Source organism: Hydrogenophaga pseudoflava, from assembly GCF_031020795.1.
Lineage (GTDB): Bacteria > Pseudomonadota > Gammaproteobacteria > Burkholderiales > Burkholderiaceae_C > Hydrogenophaga > Hydrogenophaga pseudoflava_A.
This window is the reverse complement of record NZ_JAVHJP010000003.1, coordinates 662,155-685,460: the sequence shown is the minus strand read 5'-3', so window position 1 is coordinate 685,460 and position 23,306 is coordinate 662,155. Positions and strand designations below refer to the sequence as shown.

29 protein-coding genes are annotated in these 23,306 nt (G+C 69.3%); 15 read left to right on the top strand and 14 right to left on the bottom strand.

Translation table 11 applies throughout. The features are described 5' to 3' along the window. Nucleotides 1-39: 39 nt before the first annotated feature. The 3 genes from RCO38_RS12890 to RCO38_RS12880 are packed head-to-tail and all read left to right on the top strand — an operon-like array spanning nt 40 to nt 3,398. Complete coding sequence (locus RCO38_RS12890) at nt 40-261, top strand: DUF350 domain-containing protein (protein ID WP_127806432.1); 222 nt, start codon at nt 40-42, stop codon at nt 259-261. A 1-nt stretch (nt 262) separates the two neighbouring features. Beyond that, nucleotides 263-1,819 carry a polyamine aminopropyltransferase gene (locus RCO38_RS12885; protein ID WP_308328711.1) on the top strand — a complete coding sequence of 519 codons (1,557 nt, stop codon included), beginning with the start codon at nt 263-265 and terminating at the stop codon, nt 1,817-1,819. Nucleotides 1,820-1,826: 7 nt separating this feature from the next. After that, nucleotides 1,827-3,398 (top strand): FAD-dependent oxidoreductase, encoded by a 1,572-nt coding sequence (locus RCO38_RS12880; RefSeq protein ID WP_308328710.1) that lies wholly within the window; start codon nt 1,827-1,829, stop codon nt 3,396-3,398. A 9-nt stretch (nt 3,399-3,407) separates the two neighbouring features. Here the strand turns inward: RCO38_RS12880 and RCO38_RS12875 are convergent, their stop codons facing one another. Genes RCO38_RS12875 through RCO38_RS12860 form a run of 4 tightly spaced genes read right to left on the bottom strand, consistent with a single transcriptional unit; the run spans nt 3,408 to nt 5,044 of the window. Further along, a complete protein-coding gene (locus tag RCO38_RS12875) occupies nt 3,408-3,791 on the bottom strand; it encodes an S-adenosylmethionine decarboxylase family protein (protein WP_308328709.1) in 384 nt (127 codons plus the stop codon). Nucleotides 3,792-3,796: 5 nt separating this feature from the next. Then, nucleotides 3,797-4,231 carry a VOC family protein gene (locus RCO38_RS12870; RefSeq protein ID WP_308328708.1) on the bottom strand — a complete coding sequence of 145 codons (435 nt, stop codon included), beginning with the start codon at nt 4,229-4,231 and terminating at the stop codon, nt 3,797-3,799. Between the two features lie 12 nt (nt 4,232-4,243). Further along, nucleotides 4,244-4,621, bottom strand: a complete 378-nt coding sequence (locus RCO38_RS12865) for a hypothetical protein (protein WP_308328707.1) — start codon at nt 4,619-4,621, stop codon at nt 4,244-4,246. Nucleotides 4,622-4,657: 36 nt separating this feature from the next. After that, nucleotides 4,658-5,044: a TraR/DksA family transcriptional regulator gene (locus RCO38_RS12860; RefSeq protein WP_308328706.1), complete on the bottom strand. Its 387-nt coding sequence runs from the start codon at nt 5,042-5,044 to the stop codon at nt 4,658-4,660. A gap of 206 nt (nt 5,045-5,250) precedes the next feature. Between RCO38_RS12860 and RCO38_RS12855 the strand changes: the two genes are divergently transcribed. Genes RCO38_RS12855 through RCO38_RS12845 form a run of 3 tightly spaced genes read left to right on the top strand, consistent with a single transcriptional unit; the run spans nt 5,251 to nt 8,481 of the window. Beyond that, on the top strand, nt 5,251-6,090 hold the full coding sequence (locus tag RCO38_RS12855) for an enoyl-CoA hydratase/isomerase family protein (RefSeq protein ID WP_308328705.1): 840 nt from the start codon (nt 5,251-5,253) through the stop codon (nt 6,088-6,090). Nucleotides 6,091-6,112: 22 nt separating this feature from the next. Beyond that, complete coding sequence (locus RCO38_RS12850; protein WP_308328704.1) at nt 6,113-7,177, top strand: PhaM family polyhydroxyalkanoate granule multifunctional regulatory protein; 1,065 nt, start codon at nt 6,113-6,115, stop codon at nt 7,175-7,177. A 23-nt stretch (nt 7,178-7,200) separates the two neighbouring features. Next, a complete protein-coding gene (locus tag RCO38_RS12845; protein ID WP_308328703.1) occupies nt 7,201-8,481 on the top strand; it encodes an FIST signal transduction protein in 1,281 nt (426 codons plus the stop codon). Here the strand turns inward: RCO38_RS12845 and RCO38_RS12840 are convergent. Continuing rightward, nucleotides 8,465-9,292 carry a ProQ/FinO family protein gene (locus tag RCO38_RS12840; protein ID WP_308328702.1) on the bottom strand — a complete coding sequence of 276 codons (828 nt, stop codon included), beginning with the start codon at nt 9,290-9,292 and terminating at the stop codon, nt 8,465-8,467. The genes RCO38_RS12845 and RCO38_RS12840 overlap by 17 nt on opposite strands. Nucleotides 9,293-9,371: 79 nt before the next feature. After that, nucleotides 9,372-10,103, bottom strand: coding sequence for a helix-turn-helix domain-containing protein (locus RCO38_RS12835; RefSeq protein ID WP_308328701.1), 732 nt, complete (start codon nt 10,101-10,103; stop codon nt 9,372-9,374). A 122-nt stretch (nt 10,104-10,225) separates the two neighbouring features. Here RCO38_RS12835 and RCO38_RS12830 point away from each other — a divergent pair, with 122 nt between their 5' ends. From RCO38_RS12830 to RCO38_RS12815, 4 genes are read left to right on the top strand one after another with little or no spacing between them, the layout of a single operon-like run. After that, nucleotides 10,226-11,068, top strand: a complete 843-nt coding sequence (locus RCO38_RS12830) for a hypothetical protein (RefSeq protein WP_308328700.1) — start codon at nt 10,226-10,228, stop codon at nt 11,066-11,068. Between the two features lie 35 nt (nt 11,069-11,103). Beyond that, nucleotides 11,104-13,062: an MFS transporter gene (locus RCO38_RS12825; protein ID WP_308328699.1), complete on the top strand. Its 1,959-nt coding sequence runs from the start codon at nt 11,104-11,106 to the stop codon at nt 13,060-13,062. Nucleotides 13,063-13,115: 53 nt separating this feature from the next. Continuing rightward, the gene (locus RCO38_RS12820; protein ID WP_308328698.1) at nt 13,116-13,397 is read left to right on the top strand and encodes a YlcI/YnfO family protein; all 282 of its coding nucleotides are present in this window, start codon (nt 13,116-13,118) and stop codon (nt 13,395-13,397) included. Next, nucleotides 13,394-13,711: a type II toxin-antitoxin system RelE/ParE family toxin gene (locus RCO38_RS12815; protein ID WP_308328697.1), complete on the top strand. Its 318-nt coding sequence runs from the start codon at nt 13,394-13,396 to the stop codon at nt 13,709-13,711. The genes RCO38_RS12820 and RCO38_RS12815 overlap by 4 nt, the downstream gene beginning before the upstream one ends. Nucleotides 13,712-13,769: 58 nt before the next feature. Here RCO38_RS12815 and RCO38_RS12810 read toward each other — a convergent pair whose 3' ends face one another. Beyond that, nucleotides 13,770-14,180: a hypothetical protein gene (locus RCO38_RS12810; RefSeq protein ID WP_308328696.1), complete on the bottom strand. Its 411-nt coding sequence runs from the start codon at nt 14,178-14,180 to the stop codon at nt 13,770-13,772. A 195-nt stretch (nt 14,181-14,375) separates the two neighbouring features. Between RCO38_RS12810 and RCO38_RS12805 the strand changes: the two genes are divergently transcribed. The 4 genes from RCO38_RS12805 to RCO38_RS12790 are packed head-to-tail and all read left to right on the top strand — an operon-like array spanning nt 14,376 to nt 17,275. Next, nucleotides 14,376-14,846, top strand: a complete 471-nt coding sequence (locus RCO38_RS12805) for a YiaA/YiaB family inner membrane protein (protein WP_308328695.1) — start codon at nt 14,376-14,378, stop codon at nt 14,844-14,846. A gap of 1 nt (nt 14,847) precedes the next feature. Continuing rightward, on the top strand, nt 14,848-15,318 hold the full coding sequence (locus tag RCO38_RS12800; protein ID WP_308328694.1) for a hypothetical protein: 471 nt from the start codon (nt 14,848-14,850) through the stop codon (nt 15,316-15,318). 9 nt (nt 15,319-15,327) lie between these two features. Beyond that, complete coding sequence (locus tag RCO38_RS12795; protein WP_308328693.1) at nt 15,328-16,137, top strand: DUF2145 domain-containing protein; 810 nt, start codon at nt 15,328-15,330, stop codon at nt 16,135-16,137. 46 nt (nt 16,138-16,183) lie between these two features. Next, the gene (locus RCO38_RS12790) at nt 16,184-17,275 is read left to right on the top strand and encodes a serine endopeptidase (RefSeq protein ID WP_308328692.1); all 1,092 of its coding nucleotides are present in this window, start codon (nt 16,184-16,186) and stop codon (nt 17,273-17,275) included. Nucleotides 17,276-17,281: 6 nt separating this feature from the next. Here the strand turns inward: RCO38_RS12790 and yiaA are convergent, their stop codons facing one another. Then, nucleotides 17,282-17,722, bottom strand: coding sequence for an inner membrane protein YiaA (gene yiaA / locus RCO38_RS12785; protein ID WP_308328691.1), 441 nt, complete (start codon nt 17,720-17,722; stop codon nt 17,282-17,284). Nucleotides 17,723-17,776: 54 nt separating this feature from the next. Next, nucleotides 17,777-18,952 (bottom strand): MFS transporter, encoded by a 1,176-nt coding sequence (locus RCO38_RS12780; RefSeq protein WP_308328690.1) that lies wholly within the window; start codon nt 18,950-18,952, stop codon nt 17,777-17,779. 111 nt (nt 18,953-19,063) lie between these two features. Between RCO38_RS12780 and RCO38_RS12775 the strand changes: the two genes are divergently transcribed. Beyond that, nucleotides 19,064-19,531: a hypothetical protein gene (locus RCO38_RS12775; RefSeq protein ID WP_308328689.1), complete on the top strand. Its 468-nt coding sequence runs from the start codon at nt 19,064-19,066 to the stop codon at nt 19,529-19,531. On the opposite strand, the gene RCO38_RS12770 is transcribed toward RCO38_RS12775, so the two are convergent. The 5 genes from RCO38_RS12770 to RCO38_RS12750 all read right to left on the bottom strand — a co-directional run bounded on the left by RCO38_RS12770 (nt 19,528) and on the right by RCO38_RS12750 (nt 23,264). Continuing rightward, nucleotides 19,528-20,070: a hypothetical protein gene (locus RCO38_RS12770; protein WP_308328688.1), complete on the bottom strand. Its 543-nt coding sequence runs from the start codon at nt 20,068-20,070 to the stop codon at nt 19,528-19,530. The two genes, RCO38_RS12775 and RCO38_RS12770, sit on opposite strands and share 4 nt — an antisense overlap. A 13-nt stretch (nt 20,071-20,083) precedes the next feature. Next, the gene (gene tgt, locus RCO38_RS12765) at nt 20,084-21,250 is read right to left on the bottom strand and encodes a tRNA guanosine(34) transglycosylase Tgt (protein ID WP_308328687.1); all 1,167 of its coding nucleotides are present in this window, start codon (nt 21,248-21,250) and stop codon (nt 20,084-20,086) included. A 32-nt stretch (nt 21,251-21,282) separates the two neighbouring features. Next, nucleotides 21,283-21,663 (bottom strand): c-type cytochrome, encoded by a 381-nt coding sequence (locus RCO38_RS12760; RefSeq protein WP_308328686.1) that lies wholly within the window; start codon nt 21,661-21,663, stop codon nt 21,283-21,285. Between the two features lie 130 nt (nt 21,664-21,793). Next, on the bottom strand, nt 21,794-23,062 hold the full coding sequence (locus RCO38_RS12755; RefSeq protein WP_308328685.1) for a PQQ-dependent sugar dehydrogenase: 1,269 nt from the start codon (nt 23,060-23,062) through the stop codon (nt 21,794-21,796). Between the two features lie 46 nt (nt 23,063-23,108). Next, on the bottom strand, nt 23,109-23,264 hold the full coding sequence (locus RCO38_RS12750; RefSeq protein WP_308328684.1) for a hypothetical protein: 156 nt from the start codon (nt 23,262-23,264) through the stop codon (nt 23,109-23,111). Between the last annotated feature and the right edge of the window lie 42 nt (nt 23,265-23,306).

Genomic DNA, 23,306 nt, shown 5'->3' with positions numbered 1-23,306 from the left:
GCGCCGGACCCGCAAACGTTTTACGACAGGAGAAACAAGATGGACATTGAATGGCTGAGGCCCGCGGCGTTTCTGGGCTCGATCCTGTTCGCGCTGATCGGCGTGGTGGTGTTCTGGATCAGCTTCATCGTGATCGACAAGCTCACGCCCTACGACCTCTGGAAAGAGCTGGTCGAGAACCGCAACATGGCGCTGGGTCTGGTGGTCGCGGCCATGTCGCTCGGCATCTCGATCATCGTTGCCGCGGCGATCCACGGCTGACGTGCCGGCCACCGAAGCACGGCCGGCTCCGGCACCGGGCCCGGTCGAGATTGCGCTGCTGGCCAGCGTCTTTCTCGTGGCCGCCTGCGGCCTGGTGTACGAGCTCGCGGCGGCGGCGCTGGCGTCCTATGTGCTGGGCGACTCGGTGCTGCAGTTTTCCACCGTCATCGGCACCTACCTGTTCGCCATGGGCATCGGCAGCTGGCTCTCGCGCCACGTCGAGCGCCAGCTGCCGGCCCAGTTCCTGCGCATCGAGCTGCTGATCGCGCTGATCGGCGGGCTGCTGCCGGCGTTGCTGTTCCTGGCCAACGCCTACCTGCCCGGCGCGTTTCGCGGTCTGCTGTATGGCCTGGTGCTGCTGGTGGGCACGCTGGTGGGGCTGGAGATCCCGCTGGTGATGCGCATCCTGCGCCGCCATGTGGTGCTCAAGGACCTGGTGTCGCAGGTGCTCACCTTCGACTACCTGGGCGCGCTGGCGGTGTCGATCGCCTTCCCGCTCTGGCTGGTGCCGCAGCTGGGCCTGGCGCGCACCGGCCTGCTGTTCGGCCTGATGAACGCGGCCGTGGCCTTCTGGGCGTTGTGGCTGTTCCGGCACGAGATCCGTGCCCGGGTGGCGCATGCGGCGGCGGCGGTGCTGGTGTTGCTGGCGCTGCTGGTGGCCTGGGCGCTGGCCGACCGCATCACCACCGCCGCCGAAGACCGTTTCTTCGAGGACAAGGTGGTGCTGGCCGAGACCTCGCCCTGGCAGCGCATCGTGCTCACGCGGGGCGCCCAGGGCCACCGCCTGTTCCTCAACGGCAACCTGCAGTTCGCCGAGAGCGACGAGTACCGCTACCACGAGGCCCTGGTGCACCCGGTGATGTCGGCCTACGCGCGCGGTGGCGGCGCGCCGCGGCGCGTGGCGGTGCTCGGCGGCGGCGACGGCATGGCGGTGCGCGAGATCCTGCGCTACCCGGGCGTGGACAAGGTGACCCTGGTGGAGCTGGACCCGGCCATGACCCGGCTGTTCTCCGGCGATGCGGCGCTGCGCAGGCTCAACGCCGACGCGCTGCGTTCGCCCCGGGTCGAGGTCGTCAACGCCGACGCCTTTCGCTGGCTCGAAGAGGGCTCCGACATGTTCGATGTGATCGTGGTCGACTTTCCCGACCCGACCAACTTTTCGGTCGGCAAGCTCTACACCGAATCCTTCTATGCGCTGCTGTCGCGGCGCCTGTCGGCCAGCGGGTTTGCCGTGGTGCAGACCACCTCGCCGCTGGTGGCGCGCCGGAGCTACTGGACGGTGGCGACCACGATCGAGGCGGCCGGGCTGCGCACCGCGCCGTACCACGCGCACGTGCCCAGCTTCGGCGAGTGGGGCTTCATCGTCGCCAGCCACCGACCCTTCACGCCCGCCGTCACGCCGCTGCCCGATGGATTGCGTTTCCTGACCCCCGACTCGCTGCCGCTGCTGTTCAATTTCCCCGCCGACATGGCACGCGTGCCGGCCGAGGTGAACCGGCTGTCGAACCAGGTGTTGGTGCACACGTACGAGACGGAGTGGGGAAAGGTCTCGAAGTGAAGGGTCCATGGCACTGACGCGGCGCGACTGCCTGGGCTGGCTCGGGGCGGCGGGCGCGGGGCTTGCGGGCTGCCAGCCGATGCCGCGCGACATCCCCGGTGGGTTCACCGGCCCCGACCCGGCGCGCGGCCACCGCTGGCGCGATGCCGCGCTGGCCCAGCCGGCCGCACAACGCCGCACCGACGTGCTGGTGCTCGGTGGCGGTGTGGCCGGGCTGGCGGCGGCGCGGGCGTTGACGCTCGCGGGGGTCGAGGACTTCGCGCTGCTGGAGCTGGAGCCCGAGGCCGGCGGCAATGCGCGCGCCGGGCGCCTGGGCGGTCTGGCCTGCCCGCTGGGCGCGCACTACCTGCCCGTCCCCTCGGACGACGCGCCCGAACTGCAGGACTGGCTGGAACAGATCGGCCTGCGCCGGCGGGTGGCCGGCCGCTGGACCTACGACGAGCGCCACCTCTGCCACAGCCCGCAGGAGCGTCTGTACTGGAACGGCGCCTGGCACGACGGCCTGCTGCCGCTGGACGGCGTGGCGGCGTCCACGCTGGACCAGTACCGGCGCCTGAGCCGCCTGATCGACGAGGCCCGGCGCGTGCAGCGCTACGCCATGCCGGCCGTGCGCCTGCCGGTGACCGACACCGTGCGCGCGCTATGGGGGCAGAGCTTTGCGCAGTGGCTCGATGGCCATGGCCTGACCGATCCGCAGCTGCGCTGGTACCTCGACTACGCCTGCCGCGACGACTACGGCGCCGGTGCCGCGAGCGTGTCGGCCTGGGCCGGCATCCACTACTTCGCGAGCCGCCACGGCTTTCCCGCACCGGGTGACGAGGGCGAGGCCGAGCCCCTGCTGACGTGGCCAGAGGGCAACGCCTGGCTGGTGCAGCGGCTGGCGGCGGGGCTGGGCGAGCGGCTGCGCACGGGGCAGGGCGTGCTGCGCGTCGCGCCGGGGCGCCAGGGCGTGGCGGTCGACAGCGTCTCCCTGGACGACGGGCGGATCACCCGGTGGCAGGCCCGCGCGGCGGTGGTGGCGCTGCCGGTGTTCATCGCCCGGCGCGTGATCGATCCGCAGCCGCCGGTGGTGTCGGCGCGGGCGGCCGGTCTGCGGACGGCGCCTTGGGCCGTGGTCAACCTGCTGCTGGACGACGCCCCCAAGGACCGCGGCGGTGCCCACCCGGCTTGGGACAACGTGACCTTCGGCACCGCCGGTCTGGGCTATGTGGATGCCAGCCACCAGTCGCTGCAGCGGGTGGCCGGGCCGCGCGTGTGGACCTGGTACCTGCCGCTGGGCGACGAGCCGGACGCGCGCCGGGCGCTGCTGGAGCGGCCCTGGACCCACTGGCGCGACCGGGCGCTGGCCGAGCTGTCGCTGCCGCACCCGGACCTGCCGGGGCGGGTGCGCGAGGTGGCGGTGACGCGCTACGGCCATGCGATGGCCATCCCGGCGCCCGGATCGCTGTACGAGGGGCCGTGGCACGACGACCGGCTGGCGTTCGCCCACGCCGACTGGGCCGGGTACTCGGTGTTTGAAGAGGCCTTCACACGCGGCCATCTGGCCGGTGAGCGCATCGCGCGTCGGCTGCGCGGCTGAACGGGAGGATCAGGCGGCGGGCGCCACGCCGCGCTCGACCGCACGCCGGACGACCTCGGCCGGTGCGAACAGCACCAGCAGCGCGTCCATCAGCTGCTGCGCGCGCGTCGAATGGTCGGCGCCGAAGTTGCAGACGTACACGTCCAGGCTCACGCTGCGCGACTCGGGCCAGGTGTGCACGCACAGGTGAGACTCGGCCAGCAGCACCGTGGCGGTGACGCCGCCCGGGCCCTGCGGCGTGTCCGGGAAGCGGTGGCCCAGCTGCGCCACGGCCTGCAGGCCGCTGGCCTGTACCCGCTGCGCGCAGGCGGCCAGCAGCCGCTCGGCGTCGGTCAGCCAGGCCTGCTCGCAGCGGCAGCCGCGCAGGTCGGCGGTCAGGTGCAGGCCGTTCACGGAACTCAGGCGGCGAAGAGGGCTTCGGTGCTGGCGAAGCCCTTGACCTCGATCGGGTTGCCGAAGGGGTCGCAGAAGAACATGGTCCATTGCTCGCCCGGCTGGCCTTCAAAGCGCACCTGCGGCGGCAGCACGAAGTCCATGCCCGCCGCGGTCAGGCGCCCGGCCAGCGCGCGCCATTCGGGCAGCAGCAGCACCAGGCCGAAGTGCGGCATGGGCACCAGGTGGTCACCCACCCGGCCGGTGCGCGTGGTCTTGAAGGGCTCGCCCAGGTGCAGCGAGATCTGGTGGCTGAAGAAGTCGAAATCGACCCAGGTGTCGGTGCTGCGGCCTTCGGTGCAGCCCAGCACGCCGCCATAGAAGCGCCGGGCCTCGCCCAGGTCGGTGACATGGAAGGCGAAGTGGAACAGGCTTCGTGTGGGCAGCGTGGTCTGGGTCATGCCCTCAGGATATCAGCGCTGCGTCGGGTCGCCGGCCTGCTGGTCGTACTTCAGGAAGTACTGGCGCGCCATGGCGACCAGCTGCGCGTCGGTGGGGTGGTCGCTGTTGACCACGTCGACCACGGCCTTGTCGACCGCGTGGGCGTTGTGCTTGCACCAGTCGCGGAACTCGATCTTGGCGTTGGCCGGGCCGGTCAGCAGCACCTCGGACACGCCTTCAAGCGAGGCGGCGATGGCCTTGAAGAAGTCCTTGTCGGCGCCGACGTGGCCGTGCTTGGGCGTGTGCTGCTGGCGCGCCTTGACGCGCTGGGCATCCACGTGCTCCCGGTCGAACATCAGCACATGGGCCTGGCTGTGGTCCATCCAGACGACGGCGTGAAATGTGGTCATGCAAAGCTCTCCTGAAAAAAGAAAGGAAACAAGGAATCAGTAGCCGGCCGGCTTGGCGGCGCCGCGGGTGTGTTCGGCCTTGTCCTGGCAGGCCACACAGCGCAGGGCCACCGGGTTGGCGTGCAGGCGGGCGGTGGCGATGGAGGTGCCGCAGTCCACGCACAGGCCGTAGCTGCCGTCGGCCACGCGTTGCAGCGCTCCGTCAATGGCCACCAGTTCGGCCGATTCGCGCTCTTCCAGTGCAAACGCCAGATCGCGTTCGGCGTCGGCCTGTGCCCAGTCGTCGCTCTCGGTCTCGCGCGCGTTGGCCGCGGCCTCGGCGCGGCCGATCTTGCCGCCTCGCTGTGCCCGCAACTGGGCGATCACGTCGGCGCGCATGGCCTGCAGCTGCTGGCGGAAAGTGTCGGAAACGGGGGTGTTCATGCGGTTCTCCTCTGGTGTGGGTACTGAAGCGGTCGGCTCCGGAGAGCACGTTTTCATGGTGCGCCCGACGGTGTGCGCCCGCCTTGATCGGCGTCAAGCCCGCCGCCGTTCAAACCCGTTGCCAAGGGGAAATCCCCGTCGGAAAACACGGCATTCCCCCGCAGAATCGACGGCTTCACTTTCCGGAAATCACAGGAGAAACAACGATGTCCGCTGTCGACTACAGCCGCTACCAGACCCTCGAGATCACGCGCCGCGGACCGACCGTGGACGGCGTGCCGTCGGTGCTGGACATCCGCATGAAGGCCGACGGCCCCGGCGGCAACGGCAAGCTGCCCACGGCGGGGCACGAAGGCCACTGGGAACTATCCGAAATCTGGCGCGACGTGGGACGCGACGACTCCGTGCGCTGCGCCGTGCTGCGCGGCAGCGGCATGGGCTTCTCGGGGGGCGGCGACCTGGCGCTGGTGCAGGACATGGCGACCGATTTCGAGGTCCGCACCCGGGTCTGGAAGGAAGCGCGCGACCTGGTCTACAACGTGATCAACTGCGACAAGCCCATCGTCAGCGCCATGCACGGCCCGGCGGTGGGTGCGGGCCTGGTGGCCGGCCTGCTGGCCGACATCTCCATCGCCGCCAAGAGCGCGAAGATCGTCGACGGCCACACCCGCCTGGGCGTGGCGGCGGGCGACCACGCGGCCATCGTCTGGCCGCTGCTGTGCGGCCTGGCCAAGGCCAAGTACTACCTGATGCTGTGCGACCCGATCAGCGGCGAGGAGGCCGAGCGCATCGGCCTGGTCTCGCTGGCGGTGGACGATGACGCGCTGCTGGACAAGGCTTACGAAGTCGCCGACCGCCTCGCCTCGGGAAGCCAGACCGCGATCCGCTGGACCAAGTACTCGCTCAACAACTGGCTGCGCCAGGCCGGGCCCGCCTTCGACACCTCACTGGCGCTGGAATTCATGGGTTTTGCGGGACCGGATGTGCGCGAAGGTGTGGCATCCTTGCGTGAGCGCCGCGCGCCGCGTTACGGTGCCGACACCTGATCCCTTCCAACAGGAGACTGCCATGAGCGATGCGAGCGGATTCGGCAAGTTCGTTCCCGGTTTCGAGTTCCTGCAGAACCTCGCGGGGCAGGCCGCCGACGGTGTCGCGCAGGGGCTGGGCAAAAGCCTGCCTCAGATGCCCAACCTGGGCCACTGGGTGGCGCCGACCTTCAACGTCGAGGACCTGGAAAAGCGCATCGAGGAACTCAAGGCGGTGCAGTTCTGGCTGGACCAGAACGCCAAGGCGCTGGGCGCGACCATCCAGGCGCTGGAGGTGCAGAAGATGTCACTGGCCACGCTCAAGGCCATGAACTTCAACCTGGGCGATGTGGCCAACGCGCTCAAGCTCAAGGCGGCCGACACGGTGTCGGGTCTGACCGGCAAGGTGCCGACGCAGTTCGCGGGACTCGAGATTCCCGAGCGCACCTATGGCAACCCCGCTGCCGAGCCGCCAGCGCCCGAGCCGGCCCCGGCGCCCGCTGCGCGCAAGCCGCGCAAACCGGCCGCGGAGGCGGCGCCTGCGCCTGAAGCGGCGTCGGGGGTGGTCGACCCCATGGCCTGGTGGGGCGCGCTTTCGCAGCAGTTCCAGCAGATCGCCAGCACGGCCATGAAGGACATGGCCAAGCAGGGCGCGCTCGATGCCACGCGCAACGTCGCCAGCGGGCTGACCGAACAGGCGGTCAAGACCGCCACCGACATGGCCACGAAAGCCGGGCGCAGCGTGGGCGATACCGTGGCGCGCAATGTCGGCCGCGCGGCCGGTATGGGCTCTGCGGCGGTGCGCGCCGTCACCGGAGGCCCATCGCCGGCGAATAAGCCATCGTCCGGCCGAAAGGTGGCGCCGAAGACCAGCCGTGCCCCGGCCTCCGCCAAGGCGGTGGTGAAAAAGCCGGCCGCCAAGGCGGCGCCGGCCACGCCGGCCCAGCCCCTCGGCGCGGGCGACTGGCCCATGCCCACCGCGTTCTTTCCCGGTTTCCTGCCGGCAGCCGGCACGTCGGCGAAGAAGTCGCCCGCCGCCAAGACTCCCGCCGGGAAGAAAACCGCCGTCCGCAAGGCTGCGGCCAAAAAGGCCCCGCGCCGCCGCTGAACACCAGAAGAATGGGCCCTGCCATGAAGCTGTTCCCCTACGCCCACGCGACGCACCCGCAGTGGCGCATGGCCGCGGCCCTGGTGCTGGCCCAGCTGCGCGCGCAGATGGCCCTGCCGGCCTACGCTGCCACGCCGTCGCTCGGTCTGCTCTACATCACCGACCACTACGCCGGCCAGGCGCAGGCCATCCTCGACCACCTGAGCGCCGAGCTGCCCGAGGTCACCGACTGGTCCGGCACCGTGGGGGTCGGCATCGCGGCCAACAACGTCGAGTACTTCGACGAGCCCGCTCTGGCGGTCATGCTCTGCGATCTGAGTCCCGATCAGTACCGTGTCTTCAGCGGCGTCGCACCGCTGCCGGCCAGTGGTGTCGAACCCTCAGGTTTTGTCGCGCACACCGCGCTGCTGCACGCCGACCCGGGCTCCCACGATCTGGGCGAGCTGGTGGCCGAGGTCGCGGACCGCACGCAATCGGGCTATGTGTTCGGTGGCCTGGTGGGCAGCCGTTCGGCCAGTGTGCAGTTCGCCGCCAGCAGCGCCGGCCACCTGCGGGGGCAGGGGGCGGTGGGGGGAGTGTTCAGTGGCGGCATCAGCGGGGTGGCCTTTGGTCCCGAGGTCGAGCTGATCTCCCGCGTGACCCAGGGCGCGCAGCCCATCGACCGCGAGCGCTCGGTCACCGCCGTCGATGGCAACCTGGTGCTGGAGCTTGATGGAGAACCCGCGCTGGACGTGCTGCTGCGCGAGCTGGGCGTGTCGCTGGCGCAGCCCCAGCAGGCCATGGAGCGGCTGCGCCGCACCCTGGTCGGGCTGACGCTGCCACAGCACCGGCCGGCAGACGCGCCGGCCCAGGGTCATGCGCGTGGCCAGTTCGGCCCTGAGGTGATGGTGCGCCACATCATCGGGCTGGACCCGGCCCGCCGCGGCGTGGCCGTGGCCGAACACCCTCCGCTGGGCGCGCGGCTCGCCTTCTGCGAGCGGCATGTCCAGGCCGCCCGCGCCGACCTGATCCGCGTGTGCAGCGAAATACGTGAAGAGCTGGAGCCCGAAACCCTGGGCATGGGCACCAGCATGGTGTCGGCCGACCCCGAGCCGGTGGTGGCACGCCACATCGTGGGCGCCCTTTACGTGAGCTGCTCGGGCCGGGGCGGCCTGCACTTCGGTGCGCCCAGCGCCGAACTGCAGATCGTGCGCCGTGCGCTGGGTGACGTACCGCTGGTCGGCTTCTTCGCCGGCGGCGAGATCGCACACCAGCAGCTCTACGGCTACACCGGCGTGCTGACGGTGTTCACGGCGCCGGCTTGAGGGCGGCCGCCTGCCGCGCGCGGGCGCGCTCCAGCGAGCGGTTGGCGTCGAGCACATGCAGGCCGTACATGTCGGCGAACTCGTTGATGTTCTTGCCGCTGGCTTCGTAGGCGCGCAGCAGCGCGTCCTCGCGCGCGGCGCGGGCGCTGACCTCGGCCAGGGCGTCGCGGGTGAGCTGGTTCACCTCTTCGTCGCGCCCGTGCATGCGCTGCAGGTACTCGTCGGGCGACAGGCCTGAAGCTTCGTAGGCTTTGAGAATGCGCTGGCGCAGTTTGGGGCGCAGGTCTTCGCGGCTGCGCGCACCGCGGCGGCGGAAGACCTCGATCAAGGCGTGGTGCACCTGCTCGGGCGTCAGCGCCTCGACCGGTTGGCCCGCAAGGTCGTGGCGCTGCTGGCCCGAGGCGATGACCGTGAGGTAGCGGGTGGAGCGCGCGTGCAGCGCCAGTGCGGCCTTCAGGCTGTCCTTCTCCAGCACGCCGGGGTGGGCGGCGAGCAGGTCTTCAAAGATGCCGCGCTTGAGCGGTCGGGGCGTCTCGCCGAACAGCGCGGGGTGCAGCGTGGCCAGCTGGTCCAGCACCGGGTGCTGGCGCGCAGGTGCCGCCTGGGCCGGGCGCTCGGCATTGGTTCGGCCCGGGCCCTGCGGGCGCTGGCCGCCGCCGTTGCGGCCGCCTTGATTCCCACGATTGCGCCCGCCGCGTGGCCGCTCGTTGCGGCGCGGGGAACGTTCGCCATCGGCGGGCTGCGGGGCGGGGCTTTCAACAGGCGCGGCGGCGGCTTTGGAAGGCGTGTCGTGGTCGGCGGGAGCGTTCATGGAGAAGCAGAAATGAAACAGCCCGGGTTCCGGGCAAGCCCGACATCATGCCAGCCCGACCGCGCCGCGGGTGGCGCCGTCAGCGGCGCAGCGTGCTGAAGGCCTCAAATTCCCAGCTGCGCATCGCCAGCACCAGCGTGTAGCCCTCGCGGTCTTTCGGGGCCAGTTTCTGGTCGGTCTGGTGCTGCTGCGCGAAGTCCTGCGCCACGCGCTGCAGGCGTTCCAGGAACACCGGCGCCAGCGCGCGGCTGACCGAGCCGTGCACCAGCATCAGGCCTTCGCCGCTGCCATCGAAGCCGCCTGCGAAGTAGTCGAGCAGGGCATGCTCGCGGAAGTAGTTCATCACCGGGCCGTGCGGGCGCCAGCGGAAGGTCTTGGCGAGCTTGAGGCGGTAGCGGTTGAGCGGGCGCAGCTCGATGATGCCGATGCGGTCCAGCTGCGCGAGGTACTTCACGCACTCGGCCTCGGTCAGCCGGTAGGTGGCGGTGATCTGCTCCAGCGTCCACTGGCTGAGCACGCAGATCGCCACCAGCAGCAGCTTCTTGTCGGCCACCACCGCACGCTCCTGTTCGGCCGTCATCTCCTTCAGCAGCGGCTGCGCGTCGGCCACGCGGCGCGCGAGTTCGGCGAAGTCGATCTTGAGTGCGCGGCAGACCTCGTCCACCCGCGAGAGCGACATGTCGCCCTTGGCCAGCATGCGCTTGACGCTCGATTCGGCCATGCCCATCGCGGCCGCCAGATCGGCGTAGGTCATCTGCGCGGCCTTGAGTTCCTTCTTGATGGTGCCGACGAGGTCGAGGGTGGTGCTCATGGGGTCGGGTACCGCATGGCGATACCGGAGGTGAATGGTGGGGCCACTGTATCGCAAGGTGATTCCCGATCCGGAGAGGCGGCCCGACACTGCGCCCGCTGTTCCACCCCACCGGAGTCCCCATGCGCATTCCCGCTGTTTCTCCTTCCCCGGCCTTCGGACACTGTGCCGCGGCCTTGCTGTTGCTGTGGCTGCTGGCGCTGACCGCCGGACCCGCGCTGGCCGAAGCGTTGGGCCTCGTGCTCAATGCCCACGGCTACGCCCACCTGCACGCGCACGGCCACCCCTTCGTCGACGCGCGCACCCTGCTGGGCATTCCGAACGCGTGCGACGTGCTCACCAATGCGCCGCTGGGCCTGGCGGGTCTCTGGGGTCTGCAGGCCTTGCGGGGCCGCACGCTGCCCACCGCGACGCGCCAGGCGGCCCTGGTGTTCTTCGCCGGGCTGCTGACCACCGGTGTCGGCTCGGCCTGGTACCACTGGGCGCCGGACGCCACCGGCCTGGTCGGGGATCGCCTGGGCATGGCCGCGACCTTCGCGGGCGCGCTGGCGCTGGCCGTGGCCGAGCGCGTGGGCCAGGCTCCGGCCTCGCAGGCGCTGCGCGTGCTGCTGCCGCTCGGGGTGCTCTCGGCCATCCTGCCGGCGTCCAACGGCAACGTGCTGCCCTGGGCCGTGCTCCAGTTCGGTGGCATGGCACTGATCGTTTGGCTGGCGCTGCGCAAGCCGGTCGCGGCTGCCGTCGGCATCCGCCTGGGCGCGCTGATCGGCCTGTACGCGCTGGCCAAGCTGCTGGAGCTGGGCGACGAGGCCGTGTTCCACGCCACCGCAGACACCATCTCGGGCCACAGCCTCAAGCACCTCACCGCTGCGCTGGCGGCCTGGCCCGTCATCGCGGCGCTGGCGCCTCGGCGCGCGGCTGGAGCGCCGAACCGCCTGCGGCAGAATGCACCGGGCCGCGCCGCGTGAACCCCGCGCCGAGAACACCACTGGAGGAGACCCGAATGTCCACCCCGCAAGCTGCGATCAGCGCCGAGGCCGGCGCACACGACGCCGCCCACAGCAACCAGTTCGCCCTGCTCACGCAGCGCCGCTTCGCCCCATTCTTCTGGGTGCAGTTCCTCGGCGCCGGCAACGACAACGTCTTCAAGTTCGCCTTCACCGTGATGGTGACCTACCAGTTGCAGGTGCAGTGGCTTGACCCTTCGATGGCGGGCCTGGTGATCGGGGCGCTGTTCATCCTGCCCTTCCTGCTGTTCAGTGCCACCAGCGGGCAGCTGGCCGACAAGGTCCCCAAGGAGGTGCTGATCCGGTTTGTGAAGAACCTGGAGATCGCCATCATGCTGCTGGCCGGCTGGGGCTTCATGCAGCAGCACGTGCCGGTGCTGCTGGGCTGCGTGTTCCTGATGGGCCTGCACTCCACGCTGTTCGGCCCGGTCAAGTTCGCCTACCTGCCGCAGCACCTGAACGAACGCGAACTCACCGGCGGCAACGGCATGGTCGAGATGGGCACCTTCGTCGCCATCCTGCTGGGCAACGTCGCGGGCGGCCTGCTGATCGCGCTGCCCCTGGTCGGCCCGAGTTATGTGGCGGCCGCCTGCCTGCTGCTGGCCCTGCTGGGCCGCGCGCTCGCGCAGGCCGTACCGGTCTCGCCCGCCACCGATCCAGGCTTGCGGATCAACTGGAACCCCTTCACCGAAACCTGGCGCAACCTCCAACTGGCGCACGGCAACGTGGTGGTGTTCCGTTCGCTGCTGGGCATCAGCTGGATGTGGTTCTTCGGCGCGGTGTTCCTCGCCAACTTCCCGGCCTTCGCGCGCGACACGCTGCACGGCAACGAACAGGTCGCCTCGCTGCTGCTGGTGGTGTTCTCGGTCGGTATCGGCGCGGGCGCGCTGCTGTGCGAAATCCTCAGCCGCCGCCACGTGGAGATCGGCCTGGTGCCCATGGGCGCCATCGGCATGACGGTGTTCTCGGTCGACCTCTACTTCGCTTCGCGGGGCCTGCCGCCCCACACCATCGCGCTCACGCTCGGCCAGTTCCTGGGCGAGCCGGCGCACTGGCGCGTGCTCGCCGACCTCGCGCTGCTCTCGCTGTTCGCCGGCATCTACAGCGTGCCGATGTACGCGCTGATCCAGATGCGCAGCCAGCCCACGCACCGGGCCCGCATCATCGCGGCCAACAACATCCTCAATGCGCTGTTCATGATCGCCAGTTCGCTGCTGGCCGGCGCGCTGCTGAGCGCTGGTTTCAGCATCAGCGAGCTGTTCCTCATCATCGGCCTGGCCAACGCGGTGGTCGCGGCCTACATCTTCCTGCTGGTGCCCGAGTACCTGCTGCGCTTCGTGGCCTGGATTGCCTCCCGCTTCGTCTACCGCTTCAAGGTCTCGGGCGATCTCAACATCCCGACCGAAGGCGCGGCCGTGCTGGTCAGCAACCACGTCAGCTTCGTCGACGCCGTGCTGCTGATGGCCGCCAGCCCGCGCCCGATCCGCTTCGTGATGGACCACCGCATCTTCAAGGTGCCGGTGCTCGGCTGGCTGTTCAAACTCGCCAAGGCGATCCCCGTCGCGCCGCAAAAAGAAGACCCGGTCGCTTACGAAGCCGCGTTCCGCGAATCGGCCAAGGTGCTGCGCGAAGGCGACCTGCTGGGCATCTTCCCCGAAGGCGCGATCACCAAGGACGGCACGCTGCAAGCCTTCAAGGGCGGGATCATGAAGATCCTCGAAACGGCCAAGGCCGACGGCGTGAAAGACGTCAGCGTGATCCCCATGGCGCTGACCAACCTCTGGGGCTCCTACTTCAGCCGCATCGAACTCAGCGGTGGCCAGCCCACCGCCATGGTCAGGCCGTTCCGGCGCGGGCTGTTCAACCGCGTGGGGCTGAATGTGGGGGAGGCGGTGGAGGCCGAGCGGGTGACGCCGGAGGGCTTGCGGGAGCGGGTGGCGGGGTTGATGGGGTGAAAGGCTATCCCGGCGTGTTTGCGGATGCATTGCATATGCAATACACTTTGTCCATGAAGACCGCAACACTCCCCCCCGTGCGCGTGGCACCCGATTTCCGCCAGGAGCTTGAAGGCGTTCTGGAGGAAGGCGAGACGCTGTCCCAGTTCGTCGAAAGTGCTGTGCGCAGCGTCGTGGAGAAACGCAAACACCAAGCCGAGTTCGTGCGCCGTGGCATTGCCGCTATACAGGAAACCCAACGCACGGGTTCAGGCATTCCCGCTGAACAGGTTGTCGCCCGGCTGGAGGCCAAGCTGAACACCGCCCGTCAGGTCAAGGCGCGGCGCGGCGGATGAGGTTCAAGGTCACGTTCAGCGAAGCGGCCAGCCAAGACCTCGAAGAACTGTTCGACTTCGCGCTGCAGCGCGAGCTGGACAGCGATGCCGGCGACCTCGACATTCCCGCCCGCGCGCTGCAAGCCATCAAAGACGGCATCGGATTTCTGGAAACGTCACCGTTCGCTTGTCGCAAGGCGGGCAGCAGTCCGTTCTTGCGGGAGCTGGTCATTCCGTTCGGCCGGACTGGGTATGTGGTGCTGTTCGAGATCGTCGATGGTGAAACCGTTATCGTCGGTGCGGTGCGGCACCAGCGCGAGGATGACTACCATTGAGTAGAACCGCCCACGCAAGCTGTTCCATCAGAAGGCGGGTAACCCAAACCGCCCTTCGCTACCCTTCAGTTGCTTCCTCAGGCTCTACAACCAAGGGTCCAAGTCTCGAAAAGACGGACACACACTCCTGGTAGCCAGCAATCAGAAACTCCCGAGTCGGAGCTTCATGCTTCGTGTAGAAGTCGTCGCGCTGTGACTCCAGATCAAACCAGCCTCCCGCACTGACCTCAAACAGCCAGGTGGTTTTCAGCGTTGCGGGATCAGCGCCCAGCCACAGTCCCGCCAGATCGAGTTCCCCAAGAATTCTGACCCCCACTGCATCCTGAAACTCCACCTTCGCGCGGCGGCCTGATCGCCGCGAGAGCACGGATATCGTTGTTGGAGCGTCGTCGCGCCAATGGACACCTGTGACTTTCATGGCGTCGTCTTGAAAAGGTACGGCGATGGGAAGCAGTTCTACGGAGTACATCGGAGAGCGTTCGTGGTCGGCAGACAAAGCATATCCATCTGCTCACGTGTTCGTTGCACGGTGTTCAAAGGGCGGTGGGTATCAATGAGCAGTACCGGTAGGGTCCTTCTTTGATGCCACGAACCAAATGCAGCGCCGTAGATAGAAGCCCACCCCACCATCCGCCCCGTGTTCAACAACCCACCGAGGTTTCACATGGCAAGCGGTTCCCGTTCCCCCCTCATCGTGATGCGCGACACCCGCGCCTGGCAGCTCCAGGTCTGGGTCTCGTTCGGGCTCGCGGTCTTTCTCTGCGCCACTGGCTTGGCGTACCTGCCGGGTCAGGCGCTGGACCGGGCGTTCATGGTGATGGGTTATGTGTTCTGTCTGTCGACGGTGTTTGTGCTGGCCAAGGCGGTGCGCGACCAGCAGAAGGCGCAGCGGACCGGTGAGGCCGAGACGCCGATGTGGCGCTTCGTGGTCTGGGGCGGCTTTGCCGTGGCGATGGGGCTGACGCTCTGGGGCCTGTTGCGCATGCAGATCGACGAGACCTACAAGGCCTACCTGGGCGTGAGCTGGCTCTACCTCGTGACCTCGGCGTTCACGCTGGCCAAGACGCTGCGCGACCGACACGAGGCGGACCTGATCGAGAACCGCCGCGCCGTGGCCCACGTTGAGGAGCAATGACATGAACCGCTTCTTCTTCAAGCAGATGCTGCTGGCCGCCAGCCTGAGCGCGGCCTTGGTGAGTGCCCCGGTGCGGGCGCAGAGCGAGGCGTCGCTGGTGTTGTCGGCCCTGCCGGTGGCATCGGTGGTGGGCACGGCTTCGGCGGTCGCGGGCAGCGCGGCGGCCGGTGCGGTGGCGGTGAGTGTGGTGCCGGCGGCGCTGGCGGTCAGCGGCGCGGTGCTGGTGGTGAAGGCGGTCGAGGTGTCGGCACGCGGCACGGTGATCGTGCTGGAGCGGGCGTCCGATGGTGCACGGGCCAGTGTGGAGCTGAGCGGGCACGTGGCCTCGGGCGTGGCGACCAGTGTGGGCACGGTGGTGGCGGTGAGCGTGATCGGCGCGGGTGTGCTGCTGTCGGCGGCGGGCGAGGTGCTGTGCTTCATTCCGAACGAATTGGGGCGCGCGCTGCTGCACAACGAACGGCTCACTTATTGAGGGGAGACCATGAAGAAGACACTGAACCTCGCTCCCCGCGCGCTGACGCTGGCCGTCCTGCTGCTCGGCGCCACCGCCGCCCACGCCGGCCGCTCCTGCGAGCAGCGCTCGCTCACCCCGCAGACGCTGACGCAGGGCCTGGAGCTGGCGCAGCGCACGGCGCAGGCGTTGGACGCGGAGTTCGCGCGCAGCGGGGCACGAGTGGTGGTGCTGGGCCGGGCGGGGCAGGACCTCTCGAAGTACCAGCTGCGGTATTCGCACCTGGGCTGGGCCTACAAGACCGCCGAGGGTCCATGGCGCGTGCTGCACAAGCTGAACCAGTGCGGCACGGCCAGCGGTTCGATCTACCGCCAGGGCCTGGGCGAGTTCTTCCTGGACGACCTGTGGCGCCACGAGGCGGTGTGGTCGGTGCCGGCGCCGCAGCTGCAGGCGCCGCTGTATGCGCTGCTGCACGACCGTGGGCGCAGCCTGCGCCTGCACGAGCGCGACTACAACATGGTGGCCTACGCCTGGGGCACGCGCTACCAGCAGTCCAACCAGTGGGCGCTGGAGACGATGGCCATCGCCGCCGAGCCCGGCGTCACGAACCGCGCGCAGGCGCAGGCCTGGCTGGGCTTCAAGGGCTACCAGCCGAGCACGCTGCGCCTGGGGCCGATGACCCGGCTGGGCGCCAGCGCGGGCTCGGCCCACATCCGCTTCGATGACCACCCGAACGCCAAGCGCTTCTCGGACCGCATCGAGACCGTGACGGTCGACTCCGTGCTCGACTGGCTGGCGCGCAGCGGTCTGGGCTCGGCGCCGCAGCGGATCGCGCTGTGAGCGGGTTCACAATCGCCTCCGACACAAAGCCATCGAGGGAAACACCATGAGCAAATCCTTGCGCCTGTCCGAGAAATGGTTCCGCCGCGGCCTCTGGCTGGTGGCCTTCCTGTTCGCCTGGTTCCTCACCGGCCTGGGCAGCACCATCGTCGGCGACCTGCCGCAGGTGGAGCAGACGCGTTCGCTCGAAGACTTCATGGACCCGCAGCGCACACCCGTGCTCAAGGAGTCCATCAAGACCGCGGAAAGGGCCGCCGAAGACGCGCAGGCCGCGCTGGAGCAGGCGCAGCTGAAGCTGCAGACCGCGCGCGCCGACAACCGCGCCGCGCGCGAGACCTTCGACAACTGGCTGGCCACGCGCAGCGTGACGCAGCGCGCCGAACAGGACGAGGAGGTGCTGCAGCGCACGCGCGAACTCGATGGCTTGCGCCGCGCCGAGCGCGACGCGCTCACCGCGGTGGAAAAACAGCAGCAGGTGGCACTGGACGCGCGCCAGGCCCAGCAGCGCGCACAGGCCGAGCTGCGCAGCCTGGAAGACGCAGCGCGGGATACCTATGTGGAGGAACAGCGGGCGCAGGAGCTGCGCGTGTTCGGCTACCGGCTGGCGCTCACCCTGCCGCTGCTGGCGGTGGCGGGCTGGCTGTTCAAGAAGCACCGCAAGGGCTCGTCGTGGCCCTTCGTGTGGGGATTCATCTTCTTCGCGCTGTTTGCCTTCTTCGTTGAGCTGGTGCCCTACCTGCCGAGCTACGGCGGCTATGTGCGCTACATCGTGGGCATCGTGCTCACGGTGATCGGCGGGCGCTATGCGATTGCGGCGCTGCAGCGCTACCTGGAGCGGCAGAAGGCGGTGGAGGCGCTGCCGGACACGCAGCGCCGCAAGGAGATGGACTACGACCTGGCGCAGGCGCGGCTGGCCAAGAACGTCTGCCCGGGCTGCGAGCGCGCGGTCGACCTCAAGGACGGCAAGACCGATTTCTGCCCGCACTGCGGCCTGTGCCTGTTTGACCGCTGCGGCCACTGCAGCACACGCAAGAGCGCGTTTGCGCGCTACTGCTTCTCGTGCGGTGCGGACGCGAAGATGCCGACCGTCGCGCCGATGGATGCGACCGGGACCGTCGAGACCCCTGTCACGCCCTGATCCGCATCACTCCGCGCTGCCTTCCAGTTCGGGGTGGGCGCGGTTGAACTGCGCGATGTCGCGGATGTTCTTCTGCACCGCGACGGCACCAAACAGCGCGAGCAGGAAGGCCATGGCGTAGAAGCCCTTTTCGCTGGCCGCCAGCGTGGCATTCCACAGGCCGATCGTGAGCAGCAGCACCGCCAGCAGCAGCGACACCCAGCACAGGCAGTAGTAGATGCCGGTCACCGGGATGCCCTCCAGCCGGTCGCGCACCGACTTCTGCAGCGACACCGCCGAGAACAGGCCGTACATCAGCAGCGTGAAGTAGTAGCCCTTTTCGTTGAGCATCATCTGGGCGTTCCAAAGGCCCATCAGGTAGACGACGGCGCCGACCAGCAGGGCGGCCCAGGACGCGCCGATGAAGGCGCCGGTGGGGCGTTGGGCGGCGTTGGCGGGTGCGGGCATGGGAATCCTCCAGAGGTTGTTGTTGGTGGCCGGAATGTAACGGATGCTTGCAACTCAGGCGGCCTCTTCCAGCAGCGGCCGCAGCGCCCACAGCCCCAGCGCCGGACCCAGCGCCAGACCTGTCAGCAGCCAGCCCAGCGGCACCACCCGTGTGAGTTCGACGAACAGCAGGATGCTGGCGATGCTGATCGCAAAACCGATGCTGTTGGTCAGCGTGAGCACGCTGCCCACGGCCTGCGGCGGCGCATTGCGCGCGGTCAGCGTGGAGAACTGCGGCGAGTCGCCCGAGACGGTGATGCCCCAGACCAGCAGCCAGCCGTAGAACAGCACATCGGGCGCGCCGATCAGCCACGGCGCCAGCAGACAGCACAGGCCGCTGGTGGCCAGCTGCACACCGGCCACGCGGGCGCTGCCGAAACGCGGTGCCAGCCAGCCGCCGCCCACGCAGCCCAGCACGCCGGCACCGAGCACGAAGAAGGCGGCCCAGGACAGCGCGCTGCCTTCCAGCCGCGTCGCCAGGATCAGCGGCACCAGCACCCACAGCGTGTAGAGCTCCCACATGTGGCCGAAGTAGCCGAACACCGAGCTGCGCACCCGCGCGTCGGTGACGATGGTGGCCAGGGCCCGCCACTGCAGCGTGGTCACGCGCGCCACCGCGCCGGGCGGGTCGGGCAACAGCAAGTACAGCGACACCCCGCCCGCGGCCGCCAGCGCCGCCACGCCCAGCATCAGCGTGGGCCAGGGCAGCGTGTCGCCGATGGCGCGCAGCGCGTGGGCGCTGGCCGAGCCGAGCACCAGCGCGCCGATCAGCAGGCCCAGCGCCGGGCCAAGTCCGCGCGTGTACCACTGAGCGGCGATCTTCATGCCCACCGGGTAGATGCCGGCGAGGAAAAAGCCGGTGGCAAAACGCCAGGCCAGCAGCGCGCTGAAGTCCGACACCATGGCCCAGGCGCCCACGGTGCAGCCGGCGCCGGCCAGGGCGCAGACCAGGAACACGCGGCGCGGCGCAAAGCGGTCGGCAATCGCCAGCAGCGCGAACACCAGGGTGCCGGCGATGAAGCCGGCCTGCAGTGCCGAGGTCAGCGTGCCGACGGCGGTGGCGGGCCAGCCGAAGGCGCGTTGCAGGTCGGGCATGACGGCGTTGACCGCGAACCAGAGCGAGGTGCCGGCGAACTGCGCAAGCACCAGCACGGGCAGGACGTGGCGGGGAACGGGGGGCTGGGTATTCATTGCTGATGCCATCGGTGCCACTTCACGCTTCTTCACCGGAAGACCGCGGTTTCTTGACAGTCGCCGCGCAGCATCGCGCCACAAGCATGTGCTTGGGCCTCAAGGATCCCCATGGATATCTCCTCTGTTGTTCGTTCGTTGCACCGTCCGGCCGGCTGGCTGTGCGCACTCACCACCGCGTCCACCCTGGCGGCCTGCTATGTGGTGCCCATCGACCCGCGCACCGGGACGGCGGTGCCGCCACCCCCGGCCGCGGTCGCGGCCGCACCCGCGCTGCCGCTGAGTTTTCAGGCCCGACTCTATCCGGCCAACGAACTGGCCAGCGCCCACGGGGTCATCAGCGCGACGGTGACGAACGACCTGCAGGGTCGTGGCACCTTCTCCACCGTCATCGGCGGGGAGTCCTTCTCGGGCGAGGCCACCCGCAAGGCCGGTTCCAGCCGAGAGGGACTGGCCAACGGCGCCGGCAACCGCGGCGGCTACATCACCTGTGCCTACACCATGAACTCGGCCACGCTGGGCTCAGGCACCTGCCGCCTGTCCAGCGGCGCGCTGTTCAGCATGCATGTGGGCCGTTAATCCGCCATGCCGACGGCCATCTCATCGGACGGCATGGGCGCTGTCTTGAGGTGGCCGACGTACTGCAGCGTCTGTTCGGTGCGCACCGAGGGCACGTCGCCCTCGCGCATGTGCAGCAGGTCGGCCGGGCTGATCAGGCGCGGGTCGGCGGTGGTCAGCGGCAGCCTGGCGTGGCGGTAGGCCTCCAGCACGAACTGGGAGCAGAAGAAGCGGTCGTTCCTGATGGCGCCGAGCTGGATGGCGGCCAGCCCGCGGATGCAGTAGTCGCGCACCAGGCCGGGAATCAGCGGCAGCTCGCAGTACTGCCGCCCGATGCTGAAGGGCGCCTGCAGCACGATGCCGGCGGTGTTGTACTTCTTGCCGGCGTGCTGCTGCGCGAAGGCGTTGAGCGCCGCGACGTGCTCGTCGCCGACGCCTGGGTGGCGGAAGGCGACGATGGTCGACTCTCCATCCATGTACTCCTGGGTGCTGCGCAGGCGCACACCGGCACCAACCGCTTCGGCGAACTGGCCGTCGCCCCGAAGCAGACGGTGTGTCATGGATGGCGAAGGGTCAGACGCCGCGCGCTCGCTCGGCCTTGAACTGCTGGCGGAAGGCTTCGAAGCGTCCGGCGTCCAGTGCGGCGCGCACCTCGCGCATCAGGTTCAGGTAGTAGTGCAGGTTGTGGATGGTGGACAGCATCGGGCCCAGCATTTCGCCGCAGCGGTCCAGGTGGTGCAGGTAGGCGCGGGAAAAGCCGTCGCGCCCGCCGTCCGCCCAGCTCACGCCGCTCTGGCCGGCGCAGGCGTAGCAGGTGCAGGTGGCGTCCAGCGGCTGGTGGTCGGTCTTGTGGCGCGCGTTGCGGATCTTCAGGTCGCCATGCCGCGTGAACAGCGTGCCGTTGCGCGCGTTGCGGGTGGGCATGACGCAGTCGAACATGTCCACGCCACAGGCCACGCCTTCGACCAGGTCTTCGGGCGTGCCCACACCCATCAGGTAGCGCGGCTTGTGGGCAGGCAGGCGGTGCGGCGTGTGGGCCATGATCTGCAACATCTGTTCCTTGGGCTCGCCCACGCTGACGCCGCCGATGGCGTAGCCGGGGAAGTCCATCTCGACCAGCGCTTCCAGCGACTCCTGGCGCAGGTGTTCGAACATGCCACCCTGCACGATGCCGAACAGCGCGTTGGGGTTCTGCAGCCGCTCGAACTCCGCCTTGGAGCGCACGGCCCAACGGCGGCTCATTTCCATGCTCTTGCGCGCTTCGGCCTCGGTGGTCAGGTGGCCGTTGGTCTCGTAGGGCGTGCACTCGTCCAGCTGCATGACGATGTCGCTGTTGAGCCCGGTCTGGATCTGCATGCTGACCTCGGGCGACATGAACAGCTTGTCGCCGTTGACCGGGCTGGCGAAGTGCACGCCTTCTTCGGTGATCTTGCGCATCGCGCCCAGCGACCAGACCTGGAAGCCACCCGAATCGGTGAGGATGGGCTTGTGCCACTTCTCGAACGCGTGCAGGCCGCCGAAGCTCTTCATCACCTCCTGGCCGGGGCGCATCCAGAGGTGGAAGGTGTTGCCCAGGATGATCTGGGCGCCCATGTCTTCCAGGCTGGAGGGCATGACACCCTTGACGGTGCCGTAGGTGCCCACGGGCATGAAGATGGGGGTCTCCACCACGCCGTGGTTGAGGGTGAGGCGGCCACGGCGGGCGTGGCCCTCGGTCTTGAGAACGTCGAACTGGAGCATCCGGCGATTGTCGCCGAGCGCTCCGGGGGTGTTTACTTCTTGACTTCGAGCGCCAGGATCCAGGACACCAGCTTGGCCGCGTCGGCTTCCGAGATGGCCACCTTGTTGGGCGGCATCGCCAGGCCGGACACCTTGTCCTTCCAGTGGCTTTCATAAGGGCTGGAGCCGGCCAGCACGGTGGCGGTCAGCTGCTGCTGGGCGCCTTTCTGGCTCTTGTACTTGGCTGCGACGTCGCGCCAGGCCGGCCCGATGGGGGCCATGCCGTTCGGGCCCTTGGCCCCGGGTTCGATGTTGTGGCAGGCCATGCAGCCAGAGCCGGTGGCGAGCTTGAGGGCGGCCTGGTCTTCGGCCGGGCCGGCCCAGGCGGTGGCGGCCAGCAGGGCGGCCGAGAGGGCAATCAGGGTGCGTTTCATGGGAGGACTCCGTGGGTTTCTGGGGGAATATCCTCAGGCTATCAGCGCCCCCGGGCTGCGAATTGATCCTTGTCAAGGCGCCGGGGCTCCGTCTCAGGTTGAGACGACCGGTGGCTGCAGCGCCACAGGCTCAGGAGCTCCCGCGGGCAGGCGCGTCGGGCGCCACCACCAATACTGTTCGATTGCGGTCCTCCACGATCCACAGCCAGCCGCGGTGGTCGACCGTGACGCCGGCCGGGTTGCCCTGCGGGCGGATGCCGGGCATGACCCGCCAACCGGAGACGATGTTCTCGCGCGCGCCGGTCGGACGCCCGTCGGGGCCGAGGCGCCAGGCCACGATGCGGTGGCCCTGGGCGCGGTAGCCGTGCCAGACCGCCAGCAGGCGCCCGCTCCAGGGGCTGGCGGTCTGCCCGGCAGGGGCCGCCGGCACGGCCAGCAGTTGCAGCGGCGCGACATGGGCCGGCCAGGCCAGGAACGGTGGGCGGTGGGTCGGGGGGCGGGCGCACTGCGCGCGCCGCTCGTAGCCGCGCGCCACCACGCTGCGTCCTTGTGCGTCGCTGACGCAGTAGGGCCAGCCGTAGTGTGCGCCGCGTTCAAGTTCGTTGAGCTCTTCGGCCGGGGCATCGGCGTCGCTGTAGTCGACCGAGTTCTCCGCCTGCCAGAGCCGCTCGGTCGTGCCCGCCGCATCCTGCGTGAGCGCCAGGCCCAGCGAATTGCGCAGGCCGGTGGCAAATGGGCGCGTGGCCTGGGGCCGGAGGTCGGGGCCGCCCAGCACGGTCTCGTACACAGCGGCCCGGGGCTGCGGTCCCGCGGTCTCGGGACACGGCAGAGGTTGCTGCTGCCGGTCGTCCCGGCAGGCGTCGCTGGCCGATCCCATATTGATATAGAGACGCCCCTTGCGGCCGAAGGTCAGTTCCTTGAGCGGGTGCGCGCCGTCGGCCGGCAGGTCCTTGAGCAGGTCTTCGCGGGCGAACGCGGCGGTGGGCGTGCGCCAGACCGTGCCGGCCTCGCCCACGTAGACCTTGCCGTCGGGGCCGGTCACCAGTCCGTGCGGCCGGTCCAGCCCCCTCGCCAGCACCGTCACCCGGTCCGCGTCGCCCGGTTCGCCGTTCACCCGCAGCTCCAGCAGGCGCCCGCGGCGGGGCTCCCAGTGGCCCATGTCGGTGATCCAGAAGCGGCCGGGGGACACTTCGACCAGGCGGCGCGGCATCTGCAGACCGTCGCGCGCGTCGGCCACCAGGCCCACGCACCAGCCCTTGGGGGTGGTCAGCGCGACACGGGGGTGTCCGGCGCAGCGGCCCTGGGTGGCGTAGCGGGAGGCATCGGGCGCCGCCTGTACCGCGCAGGGCAGGGCGAGCAGGCCGGTCAGTGCGAGCGGGAGGCAGCGAGGTGGGGTCATCGGGCCATTGTGAACCGCGGGGCGACCCGGCCGGCCCGTGGCCGGTTCAGCGGGCCGGGCCGGAGGGTTCCGAGGCGGGCGAGGCCGTGACCGCGGCCGATTCCGTGCGCTCGTCCGAACTGAACCAGCCCCAGGCCAGCAACAGGGCCAGGCTCACGGACAGCAGCAGGGCGATACCCAGGCGGAACAGCATTTCGATCACGGACAGACTTTCGGCGGCGGGAAGGTGGGCGGTATTGTGCCC